The organism is Bacillus aquiflavi, assembly GCF_019915265.1.
GTDB classification, from domain to species: Bacteria; Bacillota; Bacilli; order Bacillales; family Cytobacillaceae; genus Bacillus_BT; species Bacillus_BT aquiflavi.
In genome coordinates this window covers 3,717,549-3,742,408 of record NZ_CP082780.1, presented here as the reverse complement: position 1 = coordinate 3,742,408, position 24,860 = coordinate 3,717,549, and the positions used below count along the sequence as shown (strand labels likewise).

At 38.1% G+C, this 24,860-nt stretch carries 24 protein-coding genes and 2 pseudogenes; 14 read left to right on the top strand and 12 right to left on the bottom strand.

Features of this window, described 5'->3' with window-relative positions:
* The first annotated feature begins 71 nt into the window (after nucleotides 1–71).
* Nucleotides 72–626, top strand: a complete 555-nt coding sequence (locus K6959_RS18230; protein WP_246234963.1) for a PadR family transcriptional regulator — start codon at nucleotides 72–74, stop codon at nucleotides 624–626.
* Nucleotides 627–887: 261 nt separating this feature from the next.
* Here K6959_RS18230 and ltrA (K6959_RS18225) read toward each other — a convergent pair whose 3' ends face one another.
* The 6 genes from ltrA (K6959_RS18225) to K6959_RS18200 form a co-directional block, all read right to left on the bottom strand.
* Nucleotides 888–2,123 (bottom strand): group II intron reverse transcriptase/maturase, encoded by a 1,236-nt coding sequence (ltrA, locus tag K6959_RS18225; protein ID WP_262421834.1) that lies wholly within the window; start codon nucleotides 2,121–2,123, stop codon nucleotides 888–890.
* Between the two features lie 607 nt (nucleotides 2,124–2,730).
* A complete protein-coding gene (gene ltrA, locus K6959_RS18220; RefSeq protein WP_223087254.1) occupies nucleotides 2,731–3,960 on the bottom strand; it encodes a group II intron reverse transcriptase/maturase in 1,230 nt (409 codons plus the stop codon).
* A 629-nt stretch (nucleotides 3,961–4,589) separates the two neighbouring features.
* A complete protein-coding gene (locus tag K6959_RS18215) occupies nucleotides 4,590–5,756 on the bottom strand; it encodes an MFS transporter (RefSeq protein ID WP_163243486.1) in 1,167 nt (388 codons plus the stop codon).
* A 1,620-nt stretch (nucleotides 5,757–7,376) separates the two neighbouring features.
* Nucleotides 7,377–7,796 carry an arsenate reductase (thioredoxin) gene (gene arsC, locus K6959_RS18210; RefSeq protein ID WP_223087253.1) on the bottom strand — a complete coding sequence of 140 codons (420 nt, stop codon included), beginning with the start codon at nucleotides 7,794–7,796 and terminating at the stop codon, nucleotides 7,377–7,379.
* A 20-nt stretch (nucleotides 7,797–7,816) separates the two neighbouring features.
* Complete coding sequence (locus K6959_RS18205) at nucleotides 7,817–9,109, bottom strand: arsenic transporter (RefSeq protein WP_223087251.1); 1,293 nt, start codon at nucleotides 9,107–9,109, stop codon at nucleotides 7,817–7,819.
* A gap of 17 nt (nucleotides 9,110–9,126) precedes the next feature.
* Entirely contained in the window at nucleotides 9,127–9,438 is a 312-nt protein-coding gene (locus K6959_RS18200) for an ArsR/SmtB family transcription factor (protein WP_262421833.1), read from the bottom strand.
* 270 nt (nucleotides 9,439–9,708) lie between these two features.
* Here K6959_RS18200 and K6959_RS18195 point away from each other — a divergent pair, with 270 nt between their 5' ends.
* The 3 genes and pseudogenes from K6959_RS18195 to K6959_RS18185 all read left to right on the top strand — a co-directional run bounded on the left by K6959_RS18195 (nucleotide 9,709) and on the right by K6959_RS18185 (nucleotide 10,995).
* Nucleotides 9,709–10,185, top strand: coding sequence for a DinB family protein (locus K6959_RS18195; protein WP_163243482.1), 477 nt, complete (start codon nucleotides 9,709–9,711; stop codon nucleotides 10,183–10,185).
* A gap of 166 nt (nucleotides 10,186–10,351) precedes the next feature.
* Nucleotides 10,352–10,489 carry a hypothetical protein gene (locus K6959_RS18190; RefSeq protein WP_223087248.1) on the top strand — a complete coding sequence of 46 codons (138 nt, stop codon included), beginning with the start codon at nucleotides 10,352–10,354 and terminating at the stop codon, nucleotides 10,487–10,489.
* Nucleotides 10,480–10,995 (top strand): annotated as a pseudogene (locus K6959_RS18185) (GNAT family N-acetyltransferase). The gene K6959_RS18190 and the pseudogene K6959_RS18185 overlap by 10 nt, the downstream one beginning before the upstream one ends.
* A gap of 165 nt (nucleotides 10,996–11,160) precedes the next feature.
* Here K6959_RS18185 and K6959_RS18180 read toward each other — a convergent pair.
* The 4 genes from K6959_RS18180 to K6959_RS18165 form a co-directional block, all read right to left on the bottom strand.
* Complete coding sequence (locus K6959_RS18180) at nucleotides 11,161–11,310, bottom strand: hypothetical protein (protein ID WP_223087246.1); 150 nt, start codon at nucleotides 11,308–11,310, stop codon at nucleotides 11,161–11,163.
* 13 nt (nucleotides 11,311–11,323) lie between these two features.
* Nucleotides 11,324–11,647, bottom strand: coding sequence for a hypothetical protein (locus K6959_RS18175; RefSeq protein WP_163243479.1), 324 nt, complete (start codon nucleotides 11,645–11,647; stop codon nucleotides 11,324–11,326).
* A 407-nt stretch (nucleotides 11,648–12,054) separates the two neighbouring features.
* On the bottom strand, nucleotides 12,055–13,338 hold the full coding sequence (locus K6959_RS18170; RefSeq protein ID WP_223087245.1) for an IS110 family RNA-guided transposase: 1,284 nt from the start codon (nucleotides 13,336–13,338) through the stop codon (nucleotides 12,055–12,057).
* A gap of 280 nt (nucleotides 13,339–13,618) precedes the next feature.
* Complete coding sequence (locus K6959_RS18165; protein ID WP_223087243.1) at nucleotides 13,619–13,813, bottom strand: hypothetical protein; 195 nt, start codon at nucleotides 13,811–13,813, stop codon at nucleotides 13,619–13,621.
* A 417-nt stretch (nucleotides 13,814–14,230) separates the two neighbouring features.
* On the opposite strand from K6959_RS18165, the gene K6959_RS18160 reads away from it, so the two are divergent.
* The 4 genes from K6959_RS18160 (at nucleotide 14,231) to K6959_RS18145 (ending at nucleotide 17,420) form a co-directional block, all read left to right on the top strand.
* Nucleotides 14,231–14,998 carry a threonine/serine exporter family protein gene (locus K6959_RS18160; protein WP_163243492.1) on the top strand — a complete coding sequence of 256 codons (768 nt, stop codon included), beginning with the start codon at nucleotides 14,231–14,233 and terminating at the stop codon, nucleotides 14,996–14,998.
* Between the two features lie 23 nt (nucleotides 14,999–15,021).
* Complete coding sequence (locus tag K6959_RS18155; RefSeq protein WP_163243493.1) at nucleotides 15,022–15,492, top strand: threonine/serine exporter family protein; 471 nt, start codon at nucleotides 15,022–15,024, stop codon at nucleotides 15,490–15,492.
* Nucleotides 15,493–15,609: 117 nt separating this feature from the next.
* The gene (locus K6959_RS18150) at nucleotides 15,610–16,104 is read left to right on the top strand and encodes a QcrA and Rieske domain-containing protein (protein ID WP_223087241.1); all 495 of its coding nucleotides are present in this window, start codon (nucleotides 15,610–15,612) and stop codon (nucleotides 16,102–16,104) included.
* Nucleotides 16,105–16,373: 269 nt separating this feature from the next.
* On the top strand, nucleotides 16,374–17,420 hold the full coding sequence (locus K6959_RS18145; RefSeq protein ID WP_163243495.1) for a M14 family zinc carboxypeptidase: 1,047 nt from the start codon (nucleotides 16,374–16,376) through the stop codon (nucleotides 17,418–17,420).
* Between the two features lie 123 nt (nucleotides 17,421–17,543).
* On the opposite strand, the pseudogene K6959_RS18140 reads toward K6959_RS18145, so the two are convergent.
* A pseudogene (locus K6959_RS18140) lies at nucleotides 17,544–18,281 on the bottom strand (vWA domain-containing protein).
* 470 nt (nucleotides 18,282–18,751) lie between these two features.
* Between K6959_RS18140 and K6959_RS18135 the strand changes: the two are divergent.
* From K6959_RS18135 to K6959_RS18115, 5 genes are read left to right on the top strand one after another with little or no spacing between them, the layout of a single operon-like run.
* Nucleotides 18,752–19,525, top strand: a complete 774-nt coding sequence (locus K6959_RS18135; protein ID WP_223087240.1) for a DUF4176 domain-containing protein — start codon at nucleotides 18,752–18,754, stop codon at nucleotides 19,523–19,525.
* Nucleotides 19,525–19,749 (top strand): hypothetical protein, encoded by a 225-nt coding sequence (locus K6959_RS18130; protein WP_223087238.1) that lies wholly within the window; start codon nucleotides 19,525–19,527, stop codon nucleotides 19,747–19,749. Before K6959_RS18135 ends, K6959_RS18130 begins: the two co-directional genes overlap by 1 nt.
* Nucleotides 19,750–19,771: 22 nt before the next feature.
* Nucleotides 19,772–20,083: a hypothetical protein gene (locus tag K6959_RS18125; RefSeq protein WP_163243498.1), complete on the top strand. Its 312-nt coding sequence runs from the start codon at nucleotides 19,772–19,774 to the stop codon at nucleotides 20,081–20,083.
* Nucleotides 20,080–21,801, top strand: a complete 1,722-nt coding sequence (locus tag K6959_RS19485; protein ID WP_262421832.1) for an AHH domain-containing protein — start codon at nucleotides 20,080–20,082, stop codon at nucleotides 21,799–21,801. The genes K6959_RS18125 and K6959_RS19485 overlap by 4 nt, the downstream gene beginning before the upstream one ends.
* Nucleotides 21,802–21,825: 24 nt before the next feature.
* Complete coding sequence (locus K6959_RS18115; protein ID WP_223087236.1) at nucleotides 21,826–22,281, top strand: DUF4274 domain-containing protein; 456 nt, start codon at nucleotides 21,826–21,828, stop codon at nucleotides 22,279–22,281.
* A 177-nt stretch (nucleotides 22,282–22,458) separates the two neighbouring features.
* Here the strand turns inward: K6959_RS18115 and ltrA (K6959_RS18110) are convergent, their stop codons facing one another.
* Nucleotides 22,459–23,757, bottom strand: coding sequence for a group II intron reverse transcriptase/maturase (gene ltrA / locus K6959_RS18110; protein ID WP_223087234.1), 1,299 nt, complete (start codon nucleotides 23,755–23,757; stop codon nucleotides 22,459–22,461).
* An 826-nt stretch (nucleotides 23,758–24,583) separates the two neighbouring features.
* Between ltrA (K6959_RS18110) and K6959_RS18105 the strand changes: the two genes are divergently transcribed.
* Complete coding sequence (locus K6959_RS18105; protein WP_223087233.1) at nucleotides 24,584–24,775, top strand: hypothetical protein; 192 nt, start codon at nucleotides 24,584–24,586, stop codon at nucleotides 24,773–24,775.
* Nucleotides 24,776–24,860 lie beyond the last annotated feature (85 nt).

The window sequence follows — 24,860 nt, the reverse complement described above, 5'->3', positions numbered from 1 at the left end:
AAAATGAATGCGTTTGACAGAAGTGAAGAAAAGTTCTTACAATAAAATTAAGCTTATATGGGATAAATGTGATGAGCAAAACGAAGGAGTTAATGATGATGGAAGATCGTTATTTAATTTTATTAGGGATTCTCATGGTTCAAAGTCAACATGGATACCAAATTAATGAGTTTATTGAACTGAATTTATACCATATTACAGATATGAAAAAAGCAACTGCTTATAAAATGCTAGAACGATTAAATAAAAAAGGATATATTGATATTGAAATTGAAGAACAAGAAAATCGACCTAATCGAAAGGTATACAGTGTAAATCATGCTGGAAAAGAGTATTTTTTTAAGCTGTTGCGCAAAAATTTATCCTCTAATGAAGTCGTAAATGATCCAGCTAATATCGGTTTAATGTTTATCGATTATCTTCCATTAGAAGAAAGCATTTCTTGTTTAGAAAAACGGTTAGCACAATTAAAAAGGCAAATATCAACTCATAAGCAGTTCCCTTCTCACCGTAATATAAATGGCGTGAGTTTAGCTTTTGAACGAACTGCTGCTATTTTAAAAGCAGACGTTGAATGGCATGAAAATACGATCCAAGCTCTTAAAATAAAGCTAAAAAATGAGTAGTTTTATTTCTAAGTAGAGTAGAAAACAGGAATTAGATACTGCCTTCTTTGTCCTCGGGGTTCAGGGTGTTCCACCTTACTAAGCCAGACAAGAGGGCAATTCCTTTTCCTGCTCCCCCTCATCAAACCGTACGTGAAGTTTTCCCTCATACGGCTTTCCGACGTTCTTCTTCCTTTGGCTTTACGGATTTAATTCGCTAATTTCACCAATATGAATTGGACTTTATTTACTGTATCTTGAAGATAGGCATGTTTATGTCGTTTATTTCTTTTTCTTGTTATGAAAAAGATTTAAACGTTGTAACACATACCAGTCAATGCGATTCAACCACCTCTTGGACATTGGAGAAAGTTGGTAGTAATTCTTGAATCCTTGTAACCTTCGGTTCAGTCCCTTCACCAATTCTTTTATGTCCATAAATAGTTTATGTCGTGGTTCCGTAAAATCCTTGATTTTCTTTCGCATCTTCTTCATAGCCTTCTTACTCGGGACATGGTTCATGATTAAGAATGTTCGACCACCCTTTTTACGAATGGGGAATTTTCGATGATGGAATCCCAGAAAATCAAATCCGTCACTGTCATCCCAGATGTTGACGAGTCTTGATTTCTCCTTATGTAGTGAGAGGTCAAGTTTTCCCATAATTGCTTGGATGACTCGTATACCTTCTAGCGCTTGCTGTTTTGTCCTGCACAAAATGACAAAGTCATCCGCATAACGAATAAGAGAACCTAGATGGCTGAATTTCTTTTCCCAGAGGGAATCCATCACATCTAAATATATGTTCGAAAGTAATGGTGAAATCACACCGCCTTGAGGGGCCCCCAAGACAGAATTCCTCACTTTTCCTTCTTCCATGATGATTCCTGCTTGTAGCCATTTGCGAATCAATTTCAGCACTTTGCGGTCACTAATTCGCTGTTCTACAAGTTTCATCAATTTATCATGGTTGATGTTATCAAAATAACCTTGGATATCGACGTCTAATACCCAATAGCTTTTCTTGCTCTTGCTCTCTTTCCTGATTTTCGCTATGGCTTGATGCGCATTCCTTTTGGGACGGAAACCATAAGAACAATCTTTAAAGTCAGCTTCAAAGATAGGTTCTATGACTAGCTTGGTTGCCATTTGTACAACCCTGTCCTTGATGGTTGGGATTCCTAATGGACGTTTCTTTCCATCATCTTTAGGGATGTAAGTACGTAAAACTGGTTGTGGATGATATCGATTTTCCTTCAGTTCAAGATAAATCTCATTAAGAAATCTATCCTCCCCATAGATCTCAATATTTTCCATAGTCTGAGAATCTACTCCACTACTCCCTCGATTTCTTCTTACTCTTTGCCATGCTTCCCACAAGATATCAGGTCGATAAATCTTATCATATAAGGCATGAAACCGGCGTGTCTTGCTTTCCTTGGCACAAAGGTATAATGTTTTCCAGAGTTCTTGAGCTTTTGCATAATTGGTGTAGTTAGCCATTTTCTTGGCATTCACTGACTCTTACCTCCTTGAATATATGAACGAAGTAGGGTATTGGCTTTTGCCGTCCTTCCCTAGACAACGTTGTGTTGGCATTGTCATCATTGGTACTATGACCCCCTCCGACTCCCTCTCAGTCCATCCACCACTTCGCTTCATGCTTATAGGTTTCTGTGTTACTTCTTTAGAAGTGACCGAGGAGGGTATCCCCAGTTCCGTTAACTACTTTCCTAACATGTCGTTCCCCTTACCCCGAGGGATTCTTCAGTGCTGAATTCCAAGTTCCTCACACCTTCCATGGTTTTCGCCCATGTTCACCAGGCTCAACTTCCCTTTGTCCTCAACGAGGGTTGTAATTGACGAGGCGGCAGGCTTCACTTCATGTTACGACCTGCTAGGTTGCTCGCACTCACGAATGAATTACTTTGTCACAGGGCTTCAACCTTAGGATTTCTCCACCAGTTGCCTGTCAGCTACTGAGCGTCTTGGCACTTACTCAGGTTGGACTTTCACCAACTAGCAATTAACGGCCTGCTGGGCGCGCAAAAATCGAGTAGGAGGGGGTGATTAACCCCCGACCTCTCACACCACCGTACATACGGTTCCGTATACGGCGGTTCAATTAAGATGAATAACGCAAAGTTTCGTAACGAATTTGCAGACTTTTCAGCCCTTGGCTTTCCCAGTAGGAATTGTCAAGGGTTCTGTGTAATATGGGGCTTTTTGAAATGCGCCAGTACCCTTTCCGGGTATTCCCCCACTCATATGCTTTTCCGTATGGGATGTTTAAGCGAGTGAGGTTTCTGACTCTTGTCCGAGGTTTCTTCCAATTCTTCCATAGACACATTCTCAATCTTCGTTTAATCCAACCATCTAACAGTTTGAAGATACTTGGTGTATCTGCTAGCGCAAAATAACCACACCATCCAATTAAATATTGGTTTAATTGCTTGATTCTGTATTCCATAGAGTATGGCATCTTTCTAGAGGTAATTTCTCGTATTTTCTTCTTCATTCGTTGGAGACTTGTTTTCGCAATGCGAACCTTAGGTTCTTTATGAAATGTAAAGCTAAAACCCAGGAACTTTCGTTTCCATGGTCGGTCTACTGACGATTTTGTTTCATTTACTTTTAATCGTAGTTTTCCTTCAATGAATCGCTGCACACTTGCCATTGTTCGCTTTCCTGAACGTTCACTTTTTACATAAATATTGCAGTCATCTGCATAACGAACGAATTTATGTCCACGTTTCTCTAACTCTTTATCAAGCTCATCTAATACGATGTTTGAAAGAAGTGGACTTAAAGGTCCACCTTGAGGTGTTCCTTTATCTGTACTCGAAACGACTCCGTTTATCATGACACCAGCTTGGAGATATTTGCGGATCAGTTTTAAGAGTGGTTTATCTTGAATTCTTTTCGCTAATGTTGCCATTAGTCGGTCATGATTGACTTTATCAAAGAATTTTTCTAAATCCATATCTACTACCCAGCGATACCCCTCTTTTATATACCCTTTTGCCTTTCGGACAGCGTCGTGGGCGTTCCGATTTGGTCGGAATCCATAACTGTTATCCGAAAATGTTTTGTCATATTCCTTTGATAATATCTGCGATATGGCTTGTTGAATTAAACGGTCTGTCACGGTAGGGATGCCTAATAAGCGCACACCGCCATCTGGTTTCGGGATTTCGACTCGACGTACTGGTTGCGGTTCATAGGTTCCCGTTAGAATCTGCGATTTAATGGTTGCCCAATTTTCGAGGATGTGCTGACGTAAGGTTTGTACGGGCATCATGTCTACTCCATGGCTTCCCTTATTCGCTTCTACTCGCTTTAATGCTCGTATCATGTTCTGCCGTTCCAGAATTTTGATTCAACATTACCATTTCGTTCCTTCCCGTGAATAGCTTATCTTCTTTTGCCCAGTTGGACTACACCCTCCGCAAATACCCTCGTGGGATTCACCACTACTTTCTAAGCGTGAGGTTTCTCTGTTTTCTGTGTTCATTCATCCAAACTGGAAAGCCAAGGGCTATTCTTTCTTAATTGTTCAGTCCTTCCAAGTTGTTCTAGACCAACTCGTACTATGACCTCTGCTGACTTCTGACAGTTCAGTTACTTGTCACCAAGTAGGTTATGAAGGGAACTTCACGTTTCTGTCAGACCTCCCCGGGTAAGCGCATCCACTTTCACACCATCTATCCGCCTCATTTACTTGATATGACCTTCGACAGAAAGAGCTTTATTTTGTTTGGCAAACTCACTCAATCATATCTAGCCTTGTATGAGATTCGTGTTCCTCGGATCGGTGTTTTGCCTCCAGCTTCCTTCAGATTCCATGTCACCACGGACACCCTTGCTCTTGGCTAACCTCTACTTCTGTCTTCGGGGTTCGGGACTTGCACCCTATAGTTCATGCGCATGCCGGGCGCACCAACAAAAACATTCCATTTATCGGAATGTTTTTTGTTTTAACCATTATGCCGTTTGTACTCTTTTTGCTCTTTGACTATATACTCGATAGAGGATAAAGGCGACTGCTGATAAAATCGCACCGGAAATGTATGGAAGTCCGGAACCGATTGAAAACAGCCAGCCTCCTAACGGCGGACCAACAATTCTTCCGAGCGAATCGAAAGATGACAGCAATCCAGTTGCACTTCCATGCCCTGCTGTTGATGTTTTCGTTAATAAAGCAGAAACACTTGGGCGAATGACCCCGTTGCCAATCCCGAAAATCGTTAAAAAAATGGCTGCGGTAGTGAAATTATTAACGAGTAAAATCAAACCGAAACCGATCGCAGAAATAATAATTCCTACTTGGATCACATTTCCTTCTCCATACTTTTTCGTCATCTTGCCTACTAAACCACCTTGAACAAATGCCCCAGCAAGACCCATAATCATAAAAATATAACCTAACTGTTTCGTACCAATATTTGCCTTCTCTGCAGCATAATAAGCGAAAGTAGCTTCTAAACCAGATAGAGATAAAGAAATAAACAGCTGTAAGATAAACAAAATCGATGCTGGGCCAGTAAAAGCCTTCCACATTGATCTTTTCTTCGTAACAGCTTGATGTCTGCTTTCCTTTGATAATGATTCTTTTAATAAAAACATGACAAGAAAGAAAGTAATTAACGAAGAAGCGCCCGCTAAATAAAACGGAGTCGTTAAGCTCGATTCAGAAAATATCCCGCCAATAGCTGGACCAAAAATAAATCCTAGCCCTACAGCAGCACCGATAATCCCCATTCCTTTTCCGCGATCTTCTGGCGTTGTAATGTCCGCTACGTAGGCCATCGTCGTCGGCATGTTAGCAGAAGATAAAAAGCCTCCGATAATTCTCGCGGCAAACAACATCCAAAGCTGATTAGAAATCGCCATTAAAAAGAAAGACAGTGCTAATCCTGCAATCCCGATCATTATAACAGGCTTACGCCCGATTCGATCGGAAATTCTCCCCCACATCGGAGCAAAAATGAGTTGCATTAACGAATAAACAGCCATCAAAAGTCCAAGTTCCGTAGGACTTGCTCCGATTTTCTCGGCATAAAACGGAAGGACAGGAATAATAATCCCAAATCCTACCATTACTAAAAACATAACTAAAAATAAAATAGGTAACGCTTTTTTTGTTTCCATTATTATTCCACCCACTTAGCCTAAATTTCCTATCATCGCCATGTACTCATTAAGTTGCGTCTTATTTGTTAAATTCCTTTTCAAGCATTCACTTATTAGTGGGGTTTATCTGTCATGATGATTCCCTTTTTTCTTTATGCAGTAACCGACTACATTCTAAACTTTTACGATAGACATTTGCAAGTTCCAAGCTATTATATCGGATTGTCCACATTGTTAAATAACATCTATTAAGTAATGTAACATATTTTTATTCATCTTGTGAATAGTCACGCTTTGACTAGGTGAAAATAGTTAACCCAAAATAATGACGATTTTAAACTTTGAAATGTTCTACATATTACACTCTATTCAATATCGTGTGGAAACTTAAAGTTTTATGCGTAATTGGAATACCCAAAATGAGGAGGTGTTGTGGGTTTATACAAGTTGATAGAAAGAAGTGATAGAAAAAATATGAAAAGCTAATCGGCAAAACGTGTCAGTCAAAAAAAGCTGACAACGCATGAACGACCGTTATGTACTTCTTACATGATGTAAAGATGTTACAGATTTTGATAACCATATAATGCTACACGTTCGACTTGGACAGGCTAGAACAATTCTTTAATATGTATGAAGCCGAATCAATCAAATACCTATAAACGCTATCAAAACTGACTTTCAAATGTACCTAAGAAAATAATGACGTATTTTGAAGATCTGACTAAAGCGATAAATCATTGAAACTACTTTAATTCACCCATCACAAACGCTCACATAGATAAAGCGTTTAATTAAGACAATGAACCTTGTTACTCTTTTGAAGCCCTGAAAGCAAAGATTATACTGTAAGTTACTTTTGGAGAAATGTTAACCTGATTCATACCTAAATGATGGATATATAAAGAAATAGATGTGCTCCGAATAGCCTTATTCGCACTACAAGTCTCATTGTTAAAGATTTTTACAATGAGACGTGCAGTGCAATTCAGCTTTTAAAAAAGTTATTTTATTGATTTCATCATATCTGTTAAAAAGGCGTTAGATACAAGTTCGGCAATCATGAAATAATAGATAATAATTCATCAAAGAAGAACTCAAAATTAAAGCAATTCCTATATAAAAACCTGGGTCAGAGAAAGTTTCAAACGATTTTACTTTATCAATACTTATTTGATCTTGGAGATTTTTATCATTTCTGATTAAATCATCAATAGTAACAGCAAAAATATCACCAATTCTAATAAGGTTGTGAATATTAGGATAGCTTTTATTTGTTTTTCCATTTATAAACAGCCTGCGTACATGCAACTGCTTGGCTAATTCTTCTTGAGTAGCATCACTAGCTTGCTCCCAAATTCCAACTAAAACACCTCCTGAATAAAAGCTACAACAACCATACCTTTTTTGAAATAAACTTACCGTTACAACTGTGAACTAACGGTTTGCAACCCATGGACGACTGTTCTATTCTCTTTCGCCCCATGCTGCTTACCTCGACTAACAAGCGTGATCAAGCAATGTAAAGAAATGAATTCAAATCAATCCGAAACAAGTAACATTAGCGTTCGCACGATCAGTCTTCTTCTTAATTGAAGAATTTATATCCTCATCACTGAAATTTCTATCTCTTCGATATTATTGTTCTTCTTTTGCAAATTTTTTGATCTTCACCCCGATTTCATCACGCACACGTTGAAAAAATGCCCATTTTTCTGCCTCAGTTCCTTGTGCTTTCGCTGGATCGTCAAAACCCCAATGCCACTTTTTAACACAAGGAGGGGTCATTGGACAATGTTCATCTGCATCACCGCACAATGTGATCACGTAATCAGCTTTATTTAAAATATCATCGTCAATTGTTGTTGATGTTTGCTTTGAAATATCAAGCCCAATTTCCTCCATTGCTTTCACAGCCATTTTGTTTAATCCTTGTGCTTCGATTCCCGCAGAGTACACTTCAAATCTATCTTTTAAATATTGTTTTGCAAATCCTTCTGCCATTTGACTACGGCAAGAATTTCCTGTACATAAAAAGTAGATTACTTTTTTCGACATGAACATCAATCCTTCTCATTTTAAAATAACAATAACGTTATATAGAGCCCGACTAACGTCATAAATAACGTTGGAATCGTTAATAAAATTCCGACTTTAAAGTAATATCCCCACGTAATCTTGACGCCTTTTGTATTTAAAACATGGAGCCACAATAATGTCGCAAGTGAACCGATCGGCGTAATTTTTGGTCCTAAATCAGAACCAATGATATTTGCGTAAATAAGCGCTTCTTTTATAACGCCGGAAGTATTCGTATCGGCAATCGCTAGCGCATCAATCATCACCGTTGGCATATTGTTCATCATTGACGATAAAATAGCGGCAATAAAACCCATACTCATCGTCGCAGCAAATAAACCTTCGTCCGCTGCACTTTGAAGGACATCCGCCAATAAACTCGTTAACCCTACATTTCTTAAACCATAAACTACAACATACATGCCGATTGAGAAAAAAAAAATTGCCCAAGGTGCGCCTTTTAAAATTGTTTTCGTTTCTACTGCCGAACGCCCGCTAGCAATCAATAAAAAAATGACGGCAATTCCTCCAGCAATGATCGATACTGGGAGTTGAAGAAATTCACTTGTAAAATACCCAATTAACAAAAGCGCTAACACTAACCAAGAGAAGCGAAACATCTTCATATCCTTAATAGCATCATTAGGTTTTTTTAATTGAGCAACATTGTACTTTCGCGGAATATTTTTACGGAAAAAAATGTACAAAACAACCATACTTGCGATTAAACTAAAAAGATTTGGAACAATCATTCTCGCAGCATATTGAAGAAACCCGATATCAAAAAAATCAGCAGAAACGATATTGACTAAATTACTGACTACTAAAGGAAGTGAAGTCGTATCAGCAATAAAGCCTGAAGCCATTATGAATGGCAAAAACATTTTTTCCTTAAAATCTAATTCTTTCACCATTGCTAATACAATCGGTGTCAATATGAGCGCTGCACCATCATTTGCAAATAACGCGGCAACAAGCGCACCTAGTAGCGTGACGAGGAAAAACATTTTCATCCCGTGACCGTTTGCAAACCGAGCCATATGTAAAGCAGCCCATTCAAAAAAACCAATCTCATCTAAAATTAATGAAATAATAATTAAAGCAACAAATGTTAATGTCGCGTTCCAAACTATTCCCGTTACATCTACGACATCTTGAAATGAAACAACTCCGACTAACAAGGCTAATAGCGCACCGCTACAAGCCGACCAACCAATTGATAAACCTTTCGGCTGCCAAATAACAAAAATTAATGTTAATAAAAAGATGATAATCGCCAATATTGTCGTCATCCAAACACTCCTAATGGTTATTCACACATATTTCTATTAATGTTAATGGTTAAATAAGGAAGAGTGCTAACGAAATGAAGAATAAGGGGGTACCTTTTATTCTCTTTATTTAACGAATAATAGATCCACCTGCCTCTCCTTTCCTCATTGATAATGTCCGACTGCTTTAATCTTTTTATATGCTGGCTAACAGCCGGCTGACTCATTTGCAGTAATCCCACTAATTCACAAACACAAAAACAGTCCATCGTTAAATAAGCAACGATTTTTAAACGTGTTTCCTCACCCAGTGCTTTTAAAAAATCTTCGGCATCGACAAACTCTCGCAATTCCATTCCCCTTTATATAAGTAATTACTACTATATATTAATCTATAACCTTTTAAAATTATAAAATTAAAAAATAATATAAGCAAGTACTAATATTAATGACCATTATTTTAAAAAAGATTATATGATGTGGTACACTGTTTTCAAAACGTTTAAAACTTTTTTAAGAATACAATGATTAATTTAAATGAACTTCTTTATACAAAAAGGAGGAGTTCAGATGTTTCAATTTATAAAAGAACGATAAAAAAATATTGGGAGGAATTTTAAATGAACGTCAATGATTTAATAATTTATAACTTTGAGGAGGTAAGGCGAAGGAGTATAAAAGTTTGGAAGGCAATACCTCAGCAAAAGTTAAATTGGAAGCCAGATGAAGATGCTCTTACTTGCGCCGAAATGATTCGACATTTATTAGAAGGGGAGTTTCTTTATCACCAAGTTCTTTTAGGAGGAGGAAGTAAGGCATTATCTACCCTATCTAATCCATTTGAAAATAGGGAATTCACAACGGTAGATGATGAACTTGCATTCGCACAGCCTTATCGGCAAGAATTCTTAAAATACATAAAGTCGATTAGCTTAAGTGATTTAGAGAATATAAAAATAGACCGATCTGATGTTGGTTATGTTAGAACACTTGGGGATATGTTATTGCGTATTGCTTACCACGAATCTGTTCACACTGGTCAGTTGTTAGACTATATGAGGACAATGGGGATTGATCGACCACAAATATGGGACTAATTTTATATTTTTCCTTGAACTAAACGAATGTCAAAATTCAATTAAAGGGCGCAATCCTATAATAAGGATCAGCGCTCATTTTTCATTCTAGGGCCATTTTGTTAAGTAAGAGAAGGGTTTATTCGTAAGTAGTCGAACATAAAGTAAACGACAAGGGGGTAGTTTGATGAGCAGAATAATGCTTCAGAATATGATTGAGGATAACCTTCCTACTTTTTCCAAAAATCAGCAGGACCGTGAAGCATTCTATATGGCAGCCTTTACGAGTAAAGATATCATAGGTGGGGATTATACATGGATATAGTAATTGAGAAGTTAAATAGCACAGATGCGAAAGATTTGTATAAGTTTGAATTTGAAAACAGAACCTTTTTTGAGGAAATGGTACCTACTCGGGGAGATGACTATTATAAGGCAGAGTTTTTTTAAATAAGGCATGAAACCTTACTCGAAGATCAAGCTAAAGGGATTTCAAATTTCTATTTAATTAAAGATCAAAATGGTTCTATTCTTGGAAGGATCAATTTAGTTGATATTGATGAATCTCATAAAATCGGTCACTTAGGCTATAGAGTAGGACAACAGCATATTGGAAGAGGTGTTGCTACAAAAGCATTGAAATTATTATTAGAAACAGTAATCGAGCTAGGCATAAAACAAGTTAAGGCGAAAACAACAACCAATAATATAGCATCTCAAAAGGTTTTAGAGAAAAACGGATTTGAGCGTACAGAAACCAGTGATAAAAAATTTGAAATGAATAGTCAGAAGTTAAAGTTTGTTCATTATATTTGGATTAATAAAGATTGATCTTATTAAAATTGCGCGCTTATCTACAGTATATAAAGAAGGCTTATTTTCGCTTACTTACACTTTCGACGGCGAGGTTTTTTGCGAATTTAAGCCTTTATCTTTAGGTTAGTTGGTCAACCGATTAAAAAATCCGTCTCTACGTCGACATTATTTATGTTTCCTCTATCTGAAAGCTGTCCTCCGCCCTGTCGGATAAAATGCTGTTTCACTTAAAACAACATAACGATTCCCTTGATTATCTATCGCTTGCTTCAGTAGTTTGGCTGAAAACGATTGTCTGTACGGATCTTGATAATATAGTTTATGATCCACTCCTTTCAATTACTCAATTACTTTTTTGCTCACGATTGATTCTAAAAATTTTCCGCACAATCCAATTGATTGCTATGTATATAAACACCGTGAAATGTAAAAGCAAATCTAGTATCCAACTATCTCCCCCGTCAACTTCCTTCCATCTTTTATCAAAAAGAAAACCGAGAATATAATTTATCACTAACCACAATCCAAAATACATAAAAACATTCACTAAAGCTCCTTGATCCCCTAAAGTAAATGCCTCGATCAGCGTCAACGCTCCAAAATAAAGCGATAATCCAAATAAAATAAGTGCGATTATGACATCAAAAATAGATAAAATACACCCCAATTTAGACTCCTCCTTCAATAAAGTTAAATTATCTCTTGAATACTTTCTCATTCTCAAATTTTCATAGAGACTTGATTTACACCTAATTGCTATTGCACCTTAAAGTGGATATAGACAGAATTTTCTTGCATGGTATGGTCCATCCTAACGACCAAACTGGATAAGTTTGGTAAACAAAAGGTATAACCGCGCGTAAGGTCTCCACACGACTCACGGTCGCTCACCCTCCTATGTCTCTCCGGATCGGGTCCATACATTCCTTCGTCCTGCGTATCCATGAGGTGGAGGCCGGATATGCTCCTCTGCTGGGTCTTATGCCCCCGAATGGTGTAAATAAACTCCGGCTCTGCGCTATTGGTGTTTGTTTTGAGAATGAAGCAGGTAGTTAAGGAGTTACTTTACTTGTTTCATGCTGCCTGTAACGTTTCTATTTGGGGCAGACCTTGCAATAGTTTGGAACCATCAAATTCACACTGTCTGTTACCGATGACAAACAAGACACGCAACAACTTGCAACACAGGGCAATCAGAGACTGCTGTTTCTTTAAAGGGCGGTCAGGGCGTTTGGTATAGAAATGATGCAGGGCTTTGAAGGTTGGGTTGTGTGCAACCAATGGACGAATCGCCACATACAAGGCCCTTCGAAGCCTGCTTCGGCCTCGCTTGGTGATCCTTGTTTGCCCCTTGAATTTTCCTGAACTATGTTCACGCAATGACAGCCCTGCCAGGTTTACGAGCTGCTGGGGATGGCTGTACTTCGTGATATCACCCACCTCAGCGAAAAATAAAGCGACTGTGGTTGGGCCCAGGCCTTTGATGACCATCATTTCCTTGGCTCCTGGCATGGTTTCCACCAGGCCTTCCAGTTCTTGATCCAACTGTTCCAATTGTTCATTGTAAAGTTCATACTGCTCAAGCAGACAATCCATTTCACGCCTGGCAAACTGGATGCCATTTTGAACGCCGATGCTCTTCTTTGCTGTCTCCACCAGCTTCGTTGCCTTCTTGATGCCTACGCCCCTTTGGACAAACGGCTTCCATGCCGCAAGCACTTCCTCAGATGTCTTTTCATTGATCTGCAAAGGGAACGGAAACAGCTTTAATGTACAAAGGGCTGCTTTTCCTTTCCAGTCCTTGAAGACATCGAAGAACTCCGGAAAGTAACGTTGGATGACGTTTTGGATACGGCCTTCTGTGATCATAAGCTGTTCGACGAGCTGATCTCTTATTTTGACGCCTTCCCTCAGCTCGGCATAAATACCATCCAAGAGATTGGGTACGGAGTATCGCCCGTCTTTAATCAGCTGTGCAATCACTTTGGCATCTTTCGTATCGTTTTTGGTTGGAGAGTTGTCATCCAGTTCTTTGCTTTTCTTGACATGCATGGGATTGACCAAAACAAAGTCATACCCCTTGGCAGTAAGAAAATAAGCCAGATTCAGCCAGTAATGCCCTGTCGGCTCAACGCCGAAGATCACACGGTCTTTCTCATTCTGTTTCTGGTGGCGTTCCACCCATTGCAGAAGGTTTTGGAAACCGTGGATTCTATTCTCAAAGATTAGGCGCTTGCCAAACTCAATGCCTCTGTCATCCTGAGCGCGTGCGACATGCTTGTCTTTGGCAATATCAATGCCAATAATCAGAGTTGATGGTGTGATTTGCGAGATCTTTTGATTTTGCGTATAATTCATTTTGAGTCCTCCTTGGGTATCAATTAAGGGTCCCTTTTGCTGATCAGCTTGGGACACCTCGTATCATACCAAGGGGGCTCTTTTTTGTGCAATCCTCAAATTTCCTTAATTACAGGAATGCTCCTCTAATAACAAGTTTTATATATAAATAATACAAAATTGAGAGCATCGACGTCGCTACTTCAATTTTAAATCAGAAAAAACTGTAGGCAAACTTGATTTTACCTACAGTCAGAAAGGAACAAGCTTCTTTTTTAAACGGTGCGTTCCTTTATAATCGTTATCTTTTAATGAACATTTTATCAATGATATTCCCTATAGCATAAATAACTAACATACCAATTGGAACTAAAAGTGCCACTTCTAGTAAAGTATAAAACATATACTTTGGACCACTAATTATAGAAAAATTCGCAGCAGCTAAAGCGACAATGAAAGCAAGCATAAAAATCAGAAAAACATTATCATTTTCCATCGCTTTCATCCCTTTTTGAATCATCTCATTCAAGCTGCTTTAGGCAGAAAACTACACTTTCGCTCAATTAGAAATATATAGTCGTTATGATCAATTTTTTTTTGCATAAATTAGTAAGTAAATCAATGTGATTTTTCTTTATTTTTTTTCATCTATCCTTAATAAATGTCAATTAACTCTCATCATTTTTTTTTTCTTTTATCATCCCCTAGTTTGCTAGACTATAATCGATCGGATACGTTTCCTTAATAATGAAATGAATGGAGAAGCTTTTAAATAATATAATGAAGGCATAGTCGTTTTTTTTTCGTCATGTTCATACGTGTTTTCATCGTTCCATTTTTCCATTGCCCCGTAGACGAAGATGCTATATGATTGATCATCATAATAACGTGTGAAGCTAGAGGTGCGGATATCATGAAGGAAAATAATATTGAACTCGCTGAACTGGAAATAAAGACGATCATCGAAGTTTGCTTACTCGCTGGCCGCATCATGATGCAAAGCGGAGCTGAAACATATCGTGTAGAAGATACGATGACACGAATGGCCGAATCCTTCGGCATTACGAATACTCATAGTTTTGTTACGCCTACAGGGATTATTTTTTCAATGGATGGATTAAATCCAACAAGGCTTGTGCGAATTAGTACACGCTCGACAGATTTAGAAAAGGTTGCCCGAGTAAATCAAATTTCCCGTCAGATCGCAAGCGGTAAACTGCAAATTAATGAAGCGTTTCAAGCTTTAAAAAAACTAGATGATGCGAACTTAGCTTTTCCTATATGGCTGCAAATTTTCGCTGCCGCCATTGCAAGCGGTTGTTTTTTAATTATGTTTAAAGGTATTTGGGGTGACTTTCTTCCTGCAGTTGCAGTTGGCGGTATTGGCTTTTCTAGTCTTCTGCTTATTCATCATTTCACAAAAGTTAAATTTTTTGCAGAATTTGCGGCTTCATTTGTCATTGGATTATTGGCTGTTCTATTTGTAACATACGGCTTTGGGGAACAGCTTGATAAAATTATTATCGGTTCAGTTATGCCTCTCGTTCCAGGACTTTTAATTACAAATGCAGTTCGTGATTTAATGGCAGGGCATTTCGTCTCCGGTCTATCGAAAGGTGCTGAAGCATTTTTAACAGCCTTTGCAATCGGAGCAGGTGTAGCGGCGGTATTTTTATTTTAACTTAGAGAGGAAGCGAATTTGAAATGGTTTACATCCTTACACATCTTCTGCTTAGCTTTATTGCCTCCGCAAGCTTTGGCGTTATTTTTAATGCTCCGCGCCAATCATTAATCCAATGCGGATTTGTCGGTATGATCGGATGGATTTCGTATATTCTACTTGCCGATTTCGGAGTCGATGCAGTTCAAGCCTCTTTTGTTGGGGCTTTTGCGGTTGCATTAATCGGTCATGTAATGGCTAAAAGGTATAAGATGCCGATGATTATTTTCAGTGTTGCCGGTATTATCCCGCTCGTTCCTGGCGGATTGTCTTATGATACGATGCGGCATGTGGCTGGAAATGACTATTTAGGAGCGATCCCACTAGCCGCAAAGGCGTTCATGATTTCAGGCGCTATTGCAATGGGGCTTGTGTTTGCTGAAGTATTCGTACAGCTTTTCCTGAAAGGAATTACCTACTTAAAAGGGCAAACTGCCGACAAAAAACAGCTGTAAAGAACAGATAGACCGTCATTTCTCACTTATTTACACTATAAAATGTATGAATATCTTCATAATTGCTCAAGTTATCACTTAAACACATAGTTATAATAAAAGGTAGGAGGTGATTTCATGGACAGAAGAACTTTTTTAAAAAAGACAGCTAAAAGCACTTTAGGGCTATTAGCCGTTTCCGTTGTTCCAATGAGTTTAACAGGATGTAATAAAGACACAGTAGACTTAAGTTCAATGGCAAAGCTTGGTCCATTATCTGAACTCCAAAAAGGCCCTTTTCCGAAAAAAGTTGATTATGCAATAACAATAAAAGATGCATGGGTCGAACAAGAAAATAAAGGGTTTGTTTATGTCAACTATGATGAAAAAACAGATGAACTATTAATCATGTCGCCCATTTGCACCCATCTAGGATGTACTGCCGGAATCGCAACCGAAAAGCAAAGAACTGAAGGGATTTCTTTTCATTGTAAATGCCATGACGGAAAATATGATGATCTAGGAATAAACATCGCTGGACCACCTCCGCGTCCGCTAGATATTTTTAAGCCTGTTATTGAAAATGATGAAGTTTACATTCCCATTTTTGATGCTCAAAAACGGGAAGCATAATATTTGAGACAATTAAGCGATTCCTAATTGGGGGATTGCTTTATTTTTTACTGAAATAACTAACATTCTTCCCCCCTCCATCTCCCCATAAGAAATTTTACCTACTTTTTAACCTGATTTTTCATTTATAAAGGATATTATATTTATTTTTGATTTTTTTAAAAGGAAATGATGAAGATTACTCGAATGATATATAGTCAAGCTTCATGACGCTAATTGTTAGCGCTTACTTAAGAAAAAACATCATTAAAGCGAAGGGATGGAATCGAATGAAAAAGAAGGTTACACAAGTGGTTATCTCAGGGGCATTAGGAACAGCATTGTTACTAGGTGGAGTAGCGGCTCCTGTTGGAGCTGTTGGTGAAGGACCAAATTACAATGGCAATGAAACAATTAAAAATGAAAGACTCCATACTTATGAAGAAATGGTTAAATTCCTTAAAAAAATTGAATCACGTTCAAATGTAGCCGAACTCGAAGTGTACGGTCAATCGGTAAAGAGCCGTGATCTTTATTTAGTTAAATTTATGAGTGACCCTGCTAATCCAACAATTCTTTTCCTTACACAGCAGCATGGAAACGAAACGTTAACAACTGAAGGTGCTTTAAAGTTAATTCAACATTTAAGCTCTAATAATAAAGAAGTAAAAGAAATTTTAAGCAAAGTAAACGTATTAATTGCACCGCGCTTAAACGTAGATGGAGCCGAAGGTGACGTTAATTTTTCTTTAGATGATTATGTAAGCGGTACACATACACGTTATAATGCAAACGAAGCAGATTTAAACCGTGATCATTTAGACCTTGCGCAACCAGAAACAAAAGCTTTCCACGAAAATATTCTCCAAAAATATAATATTGATTACTTAATTGATTTTCATCACCAAGGTGCGCTTAATACTTTAGGTGACAGTGATCAGCTTGTGTCTGGCTCTATCCTTTATCCAACGAATCCGCAAGTCGATCCAGCAGTAGTTGAAAAATCCAAAAAACTTGGAGCTGTGCTTTACAATACTGTTGAGGCACGCGGGTTCGGAACACTTTCAAAATATGTCGGCGGTACAGCAAATAACATTGGCCGAAATGGCATTGCCTCACAATATAATATTGCAACACTTTTATTTGAAATGCGTGGCATGGCAGACCATTATCGTGATGATTATGTACTCGGCCAAAAGAGCAACGGTTATTTAATTAAACAAGCAGTTATTTCAATGGAAGCTGCTTTGAAAGCGATTGCAGATGGGTCAATCGAAGAAATAGATACGTCCTTCTGGGATTCACTCCCTAAAAGCGGAAAAAAAGGCGAAGAATAATTTCAATCGCTTATGAGGAGATGACAATAATCCTCATCTCCTCTCAGTCAGTCTGTAACTTGCTAAAGATGCAAGTAAGCCCCTCTCGTTTAAGCAACATTTCCTAAATTAGTGATGATGACGTTATTTAAATAATGAGCTCCAAAATCCCTTTTTCTTTTGTGGCTTCTTTTCTACTAAGCCTATTTCTTCGTTTGTTAATACTCCTTTTTTCTTTGCTTCTTTTAACCACATTGGAAATTCGGTAAGAAGTAAATCATATAATTGATCATTAGAAATTTTATCAATATCTTTAATATGTAAAAAAAATTGCGTTATCTATAAAACGCCCTTTCAATGTGTCCAACTTTTTCAAAAAGTCAAAATTACCGTTGCCTATTCCTACAAACTGCCAAAATACTGGTTTATTAGAAGACCCGACAATAATCGGTTCGATTGTCTTTTTACAGCCGCCATCATTAATAAAGATAATAAAAGCAGGTTGTGAGCTCGGCTCTTCATCAACATATTTTTTTAAAACATCTTTCATGACGGGCGGTTCATTATTTCTCCCAAACTTGTGCAGCTGTTCATTCCCCAAAATTTCACGATCTACATATCCTGCAAAATCCTGTTCCGTGATTTGTCCTAATCGGGAAAATTCATGATCGTATACCCAAACATCAAGCTCCTGATCATCATCAAACTGGACGGCAATCGCCAAAATTCTTTCAACAATCTTTTGAACTGTTCCACTCTTATATAAAGACCTCATTGACCCTGTAATATCTAATACTAAGCCAACACGAGCAGTAACTGTCGTTAATTGTTTTTTTCTAAAACAATATTCACACTTTTCTTTTGCAGATCAATTGTCGGCATTGCTTCTCCCCCAATCATTTCATAGTAACTTCTCCACAATCATTTTAACTGATTATATGTGCATGATAAATAACAATACGAATAAAATATAAGACTTCCGCTACGTTGAAAACAAGCGGTTTCACTATTCTTTTAGAACACTTTAAGTTACAAGTTGGTTCTCTCAGACGGTTGACAAACACTCTCATTCTTCATTGTCAACTTATGGAGTTTTATTCGCTTTCGCCTCGTACTGCGCGCCTCGAACGACATCAGTCTGAAGGGTATTTACTTAAAACATTAACTTTATCTACAACTGGGAGCTATCCGACAATTCCTTCTTTAGTGAGTCCAAATCTCCTTCTAAATAACAAGCAGCACATGTTTAAAGTTATATACCCCAATAATATCATTTTTAGGTTAAAATATCTAATTGAGTATTTATTAGTTAAAAATACACATAAAAAACTAGGAAAATAGATGTATGGAGAATGGATGAATTTAACATTATGATTGATATAGACAATATAAATAGAAAAAGTGAGTTGAGCAGCTTGATGACTGAACAAGTTAACAATCAATTGAAAGAGCTAGCTTTAAAGAAGGTAGATCAAATTATCCAATCGTTCCAAAAGGAGATCCGATTGGAGTTTGGTCATCACATACGTGAATTTTTTCAACTGTTTTCGCAAGAGGAAATAGGATTGCAACAGCTCTATCAGGCATATAAGAAACAACTCCCTGCCTTTGATTTTCAGTGTAGTCAGAGGACGATTTTATATACATATGAAGGGACTTCCTGCACGATTGCTTATTTAGGGAAGCAATTTTCACTAGAGGAGGAAGCTTTTGCCCGACTGTTATCAAACACAATTGAAATTATGAGGGAAGTGCTGCCACTCGGATCTATCGTCGAGTTGGATCCAGCGTATTTTAAACCAGATCGTCATGCCACATCTCCTTCTAAAGTCGTCATTACTGGTCGTTTTGTCAGTCCAAAGAATGATCATAGTTATTTTCCATATGTCGGAGTTCTGTATCCGATCGGCGAGATAAAAGCAGGTGCGCAAATTCATTTTACCGCCCCTTTAATCAAGAAAGTGATTCATCAAGGATACAAAGACGAGATGGAGGAAGCCTTTGTTTTCTTGATGAAACAAGAATTGATTGTAGAAAAAGATATGAACGCTATTGAGTTTTCTCATCATGATATGAACAAGCTTCAACAGGAAATGGCAGCGAAACAAAAAGTAGGTGAAGTGTAGTGGGATTATATGAGGCTGATTTTTGCCATCGCTTATTGTACGGCGGCTGGGATTTTGGAATAATCAACAACTTACAAGATGCCGTTGATGAAATCAAGCAAAACTTTGAAGATATGGATTTAGAAAATGCATCTGTCGAAGAGGAGATGAGAGCGATCGTGGATGAGATGGTGACGGAGTTAACTCAATTAATTAATAACATAGAATCCATTCACTTTCGCTAGTTGTGAGGAATGGAGGATTTTCATGGGATCAACACAAGAAATTAAATTACATCTCGAAGAGCTTCAAACAACATTAAATCAATTACAAACTGGGATGAATGAGTTTACAAGCTACACGACAACCTTTCGCTCGAACACAAGGGATCGCTTAAAAAACTTTCATTCCGATTTTATCGCCAAAGTCGATGTCCTCCTCGATAACATGAATAATGATGTCAATCAAGATTTAATCAAACAGCTCCAAGAAATCTATCAAGCTGGCAAAACATTGCTAGAAAGCATGAAACAAGTAGACGAAGAACTTGGAGAGGCAATTGGGGGCGATCGTTCGTGAAGCGTGACTTACAAATAAATTATGGGATTTTAGATGACATGATTGGACAGCTTTATATGTATAAGCATGCCCTTGTAAAAATGAAAGACTCGCTTGATCAAGTTTCCACAGCGATTCAAACGAATCAGGGGAAAAGTGTCGAGGCATGGGATCAAAAGATCAATCGTTCCCAGGAAAAAATCGAAAAATACGAAACACAAATCAACGATCTTTTGTCATTATTCGAAAATTATGTGGCAGACACAACCGTTTACATTTCCCCGATTGCGAGAAATGCTATGATGCGAGTCGACCGAAATGATATTTGGATTAATCTCACTCAAATAGAAAGTGGCATCACTAGAAACGTGACGAAAGCATTAAACCGAAGCTACGAGACACCCTCTTCCATCTTAAACTTGTTTGATGATCCAACCGATGCCGAAAAGAAAGCAAGCGAGATAAATAGAAGAAATATGGAAAAGATTCAAGCAAGCATTAAATCAACTAGAAACAAACTTCAAAACAAAATGGATGATCTGTGGGAACTATACGACATGAAAGTAAAAAAATTTGAAAATGTCGATGATGTGTACCATGATCGAGCCGCAAAAATGAAGGGAAAATATACGAACTTCTTTGAGGGAGTAGGAGATGTCGTCGAAAATATAACCGAAGGCGCCACCGATCTCATCAAGGGACTGGCAAATGGAATCGTCGGGATGGTAACGGGATTGGTCACCGTTGTGGAAGATGCAGGTGTAGTGATATTATCAGGGGTTATTCCTGATGTAATCGAACCACCTAAATTAAAAGAAAAGGCAGATCAAACGATTGATACATACACACAGGCTGCGATACAATTTATCCAAGACCCTATTCGTACAGCGGAATCTGTCGCACAGGTCGTGACCGATTCGGTTGAACAAGAAGGCATCATGTATGCAACTGGTTCTGCCTTGCCGTCGCTCATTCCAAGCACCTTATTAAAAGGAGCAAAAGGTCTTTCTAGCGTAAAGAGTCCTGGAAAATCACCGAAAGTGAACAACAGTAAACCATACAGCAAAGAATTTATCCAAGAAAAGATCAACGCAGCAAAAGCGGGAATGGGCAAGGTGAAAGTCCCTGTACTTTATCGAGAGCAACTGTCGACAGGCTATTCTTCTCTGCCGATTGTTGGAATGGGAACGAAACCGCTTGGAGACATTCGTCCGCAAATGTTTTCGGTGAAGAGGGAAGGTAGGGGGAAGATAACTCAGGATACAGGTGAAGGTATTAGGATTATTCCTGGTACTCCGGGTGTTGTAACAGGAGGGAACTCTACTAAATTAGGAAAAAATATGATAACAGAAATGGGGCTTAAACGTTCAACAAAATGGAGTGGATATCAAGCACAGCATATTATTCCTTCTGAAATGGCAGATAACCCTGTAATTAAAAAGATAGGTATGAACTTTGATGACTCATCAAACGGTATTTTTCTAAGAGTACCAGATGATAATATAAGTACAATGGCTAGACACAGAGGATATCATTCTGTTTACAATGAAGTAGTTGCAAGAGCATTAAATAAAATGGATATTAACCAAAGTATTGTTAGTTTACAAAAGCAGGTATATGATTTGCAAAAAAAATTAAGAAAATTACAGGGGAATGGTTTACCATTGTACCCAAGCCAAGGTGCAACAGTAGAACTTTGGGAAAGAAAGCTAAAACAATTGGAAATACAAAATAAGTAAATATCAGTAAGGTGGTAAGGTGTAATGGAAAATAAAGATATTAGTTTGCTTGAAGAATTACTTTATAATACAAATAAAGAGGATACAATTAGCCGAATAAAAAGTATAAATAATCCAATAATCCTTCATTGTTTTGCAGCAAATTATAATTGGAATAGTGGATTTGATATACCAAATGCAATTCTTGAAAATAAAGATTGTGATTTAGGAACGGGATTACTAATGTTTCATTATGCAGATGGATATCGACTATTAGAAAGTCCGGAGGAAGTTTCGAATTCTCCTTTACAAGAATGGAAAGTTTTTATATTAAAACTTCAAAATAAAATTATGAATTTGGAGTTTAAAACACAAAATATATCATTTAACCCTGAATTAACAAAAATTCAAATATTCAAGTTAAAAAAAAGCAACCCAAGTATTTCAGATATTCTTATTAGTGAGTCACCAGGAAACATAATTGATATTCCTAAAATATAAAGTAGAGTAGAAAACAGGAATTAGATACTGCCTTCTTTGTCCTCGGGGTTCAGGGTGTTCCACCTTACTAAGCCAGACAAGAGGGCAATTCCTTTTCCTGCTCCCCCTCATCAAACCGTACGTGAAGTTTTCCCTCATACGGCTTTCCGACGTTCTTCTTCCTTTGGCTTTACGGATTTAATTCGCTAATTTCACCAATATGAATTGGACTTTATTTACTGTATCTTGAAGATAGGCATGTTTATGTCGTTTATTTCTTTTCTTGTTATGAAAAAGATTTAAACGTTGTAACACATACCAGTCAATGCGATTCAACCACCTCTTGAACATTGGAGAAAGTTGGTAGTAATTCTTGAATCCTTGTAACCTTCGGTTCAGTCCCTTCACCAATTCTTTTATGTCCATAAATAGTTTATGTCGTGGTTCCGTAAAATCCTTGATTTTCTTTCGCATCTTCTTCATAGCCTTCTTACTCGGGACATGGTTCATGATTAAGAATGTTCGACCACCCTTTTTACGAATGGGGAATTTTCGATGATGGAATCCCAGAAAATCAAATCCGTCACTGTCATCCCAGATGTTGACGAGTCTTGATTTCTCCTTATGTAGTGAGAGGTCAAGTTTTCCCATAATTGCTTGGATGACTCGTATACCTTCTAGCGCTTGCTGTTTTGTCCTGCACAAAATGACAAAGTCATCCGCATAACGAATAAGAGAACCTAGATGGCTGAATTTCTTTTCCCAGAGGGAATCCATCACATCTAAATATATGTTCGAAAGTAATGGTGAAATCACACCGCCTTGAGGGGCCCCCAAGACAGAATTCCTCACTTTTCCTTCTTCCATGATTCCTGCTTGTAGCCATTTGCGAATCAATTTCAGCACTTTGCGGTCACTAATTCGCTGTTCTACAAGTTTCATCAATTTATCATGGTTGATGTTATCAAAATAACCTTGGATATCGACGTCTAATACCCAATAGCTTTTCTTGCTCTCTTTCCTGATTTTCGCTATGGCTTGATGCGCATTCCTTTTGGGACGGAAACCATAAGAACAATCTTTAAAGTCAGCTTCAAAGATAGGTTCTATGACTAGCTTGGTTGCCATTTGTACAACCCTGTCCTTGATGGTTGGGATTCCTAATGGACGTTTCTTTCCATCATCTTTAGGGATGTAAGTACGTAAAACTGGTTGTGGATGATATCGATTTTCCTTCAGTTCAAGATAAATCTCATTAAGAAATCTATCCTCCCCATAGATCTCAATATTTTCCATAGTCTGAGAATCTACTCCACTACTCCCTCGATTTCTTCTTACTCTTTGCCATGCTTCCCACAAGATATCAGGTCGATAAATCTTATCATATAAGGCATGAAACCGGCGTGTCTTGCTTTCCTTGGCACAAAGGTATAATGTTTTCCAGAGTTCTTGAGCTTTTGCATAATTGGTGTAGTTAGCCATTTTCTTGGCATTCACTGACTCTTACCTCCTTGAATATATGAACGAAGTAGGGTATTGGCTTTTGCCGTCCTTCCCTAGACAACGTTGTGTTGGCATTGTCATCATTGGTACTATGACCCCCTCCGACTCCCTCTCAGTCCATCCACCACTTCGCTTCATGCTTATAGGTTTCTGTGTTACTTCTTTAGAAGTGACCGAGGAGGGTATCCCCAGTTCCGTTAACTACTTTCCTAACATGTCGTTCCCCTTACCCCGAGGGATTCTTCAGTGCTGAATTCCAAGTTCCTCACACCTTCCATGGTTTTCGCCCATGTTCACCAGGCTCAACTTCCCTTTGTCCTCAACGAGGGTTGTAATTGACGAGGCGGCAGGATTCACTTCATGTTACGACGACTGCTAGGTTGCTCGCACTCACGAATGAATTACTTTGTCACAGGGCTTCAACCTTAGGATTTCTCCACCAGTTGCCTGTCAGCTACTGAGCGTCTTGGCACTTACTCAGGTTGGACTTTCACCAACTAGCAATTAACGGCCTGCTGGGCGCGCTAAACATTAAAAACTCATTACAGTAAATAAATGAGTTTGGTTATATTTTATAAAGCCTATTATATTAATTTATATTTTATATACAGATATACTAACGTTCGTGGTGCTACATTTAAATACGCACAAGTATATACGAATAAAAAATAAAGTACATGTGAAGTGGATAGAAAAAATAAAAGGGTGTTTGAAAATACATACTCCATGATGGTTATACCATCATGGAGTACTACGCACCTTAGCTTTAAAAGGAGCAAAAGGTCTTTCTAGCGTAAAGAGTCCTGGAAAATCGCCGAAAGTGAACAACAGTAAACCATACAGCAAAGAATTTATCCAAGAAAAGATCAACGCAGCGAAAGCGGGAATGGGCAAGGTGAAGGTCCCTGTACTTTATCGAGAGCAACTGTCGACAGGCTATTCTTCTCTGCCGATTGTTGGAATGGGAACGAAACCGCTCGGTGAGATTCGTCCGCAAATGTTTTTTCGGTGAAGAGTGAAGGTAGGGGTACGGGTAATCCAAAACCATCAGGTAAGGGTATATCGTAGTATCGAGGACACCGTTTTAAATAAAGAGT

Coding starts and splice junctions, on each gene's coding strand:
- K6959_RS18230 (WP_246234963.1), top strand. CDS start 72: ATGAGCAAAACGAAGGAGTTAATGATGATGGAAGATCGTTATTTAATT.
- ltrA (WP_223087254.1), bottom strand. CDS start 3,960: ATGATACGAGCATTAAAGCGAGTAGAAGCGAATAAGGGAAGCCATGGA.
- K6959_RS18215 (WP_163243486.1), bottom strand. CDS start 5,756: ATGGAAACAAAAAAAGCGTTACCTATTTTATTTTTAGTTATGTTTTTA.
- arsC (WP_223087253.1), bottom strand. CDS start 7,796: ATGTCGAAAAAAGTAATCTACTTTTTATGTACAGGAAATTCTTGCCGT.
- K6959_RS18205 (WP_223087251.1), bottom strand. CDS start 9,109: ATGACGACAATATTGGCGATTATCATCTTTTTATTAACATTAATTTTT.
- K6959_RS18195 (WP_163243482.1), top strand. CDS start 9,709: ATGAACGTCAATGATTTAATAATTTATAACTTTGAGGAGGTAAGGCGA.
- K6959_RS18190 (WP_223087248.1), top strand. CDS start 10,352: ATGAGCAGAATAATGCTTCAGAATATGATTGAGGATAACCTTCCTACT.
- K6959_RS18170 (WP_223087245.1), bottom strand. CDS start 13,338: ATGAATTATACGCAAAATCAAAAGATCTCGCAAATCACACCATCAACT.
- K6959_RS18165 (WP_223087243.1), bottom strand. CDS start 13,813: ATGGAAAATGATAATGTTTTTCTGATTTTTATGCTTGCTTTCATTGTC.
- K6959_RS18160 (WP_163243492.1), top strand. CDS start 14,231: ATGAAGGAAAATAATATTGAACTCGCTGAACTGGAAATAAAGACGATC.
- K6959_RS18155 (WP_163243493.1), top strand. CDS start 15,022: ATGGTTTACATCCTTACACATCTTCTGCTTAGCTTTATTGCCTCCGCA.
- K6959_RS18150 (WP_223087241.1), top strand. CDS start 15,610: ATGGACAGAAGAACTTTTTTAAAAAAGACAGCTAAAAGCACTTTAGGG.
- K6959_RS18145 (WP_163243495.1), top strand. CDS start 16,374: ATGAAAAAGAAGGTTACACAAGTGGTTATCTCAGGGGCATTAGGAACA.
- K6959_RS18135 (WP_223087240.1), top strand. CDS start 18,752: ATGGATGAATTTAACATTATGATTGATATAGACAATATAAATAGAAAA.
- K6959_RS18125 (WP_163243498.1), top strand. CDS start 19,772: ATGGGATCAACACAAGAAATTAAATTACATCTCGAAGAGCTTCAAACA.
- K6959_RS18115 (WP_223087236.1), top strand. CDS start 21,826: ATGGAAAATAAAGATATTAGTTTGCTTGAAGAATTACTTTATAATACA.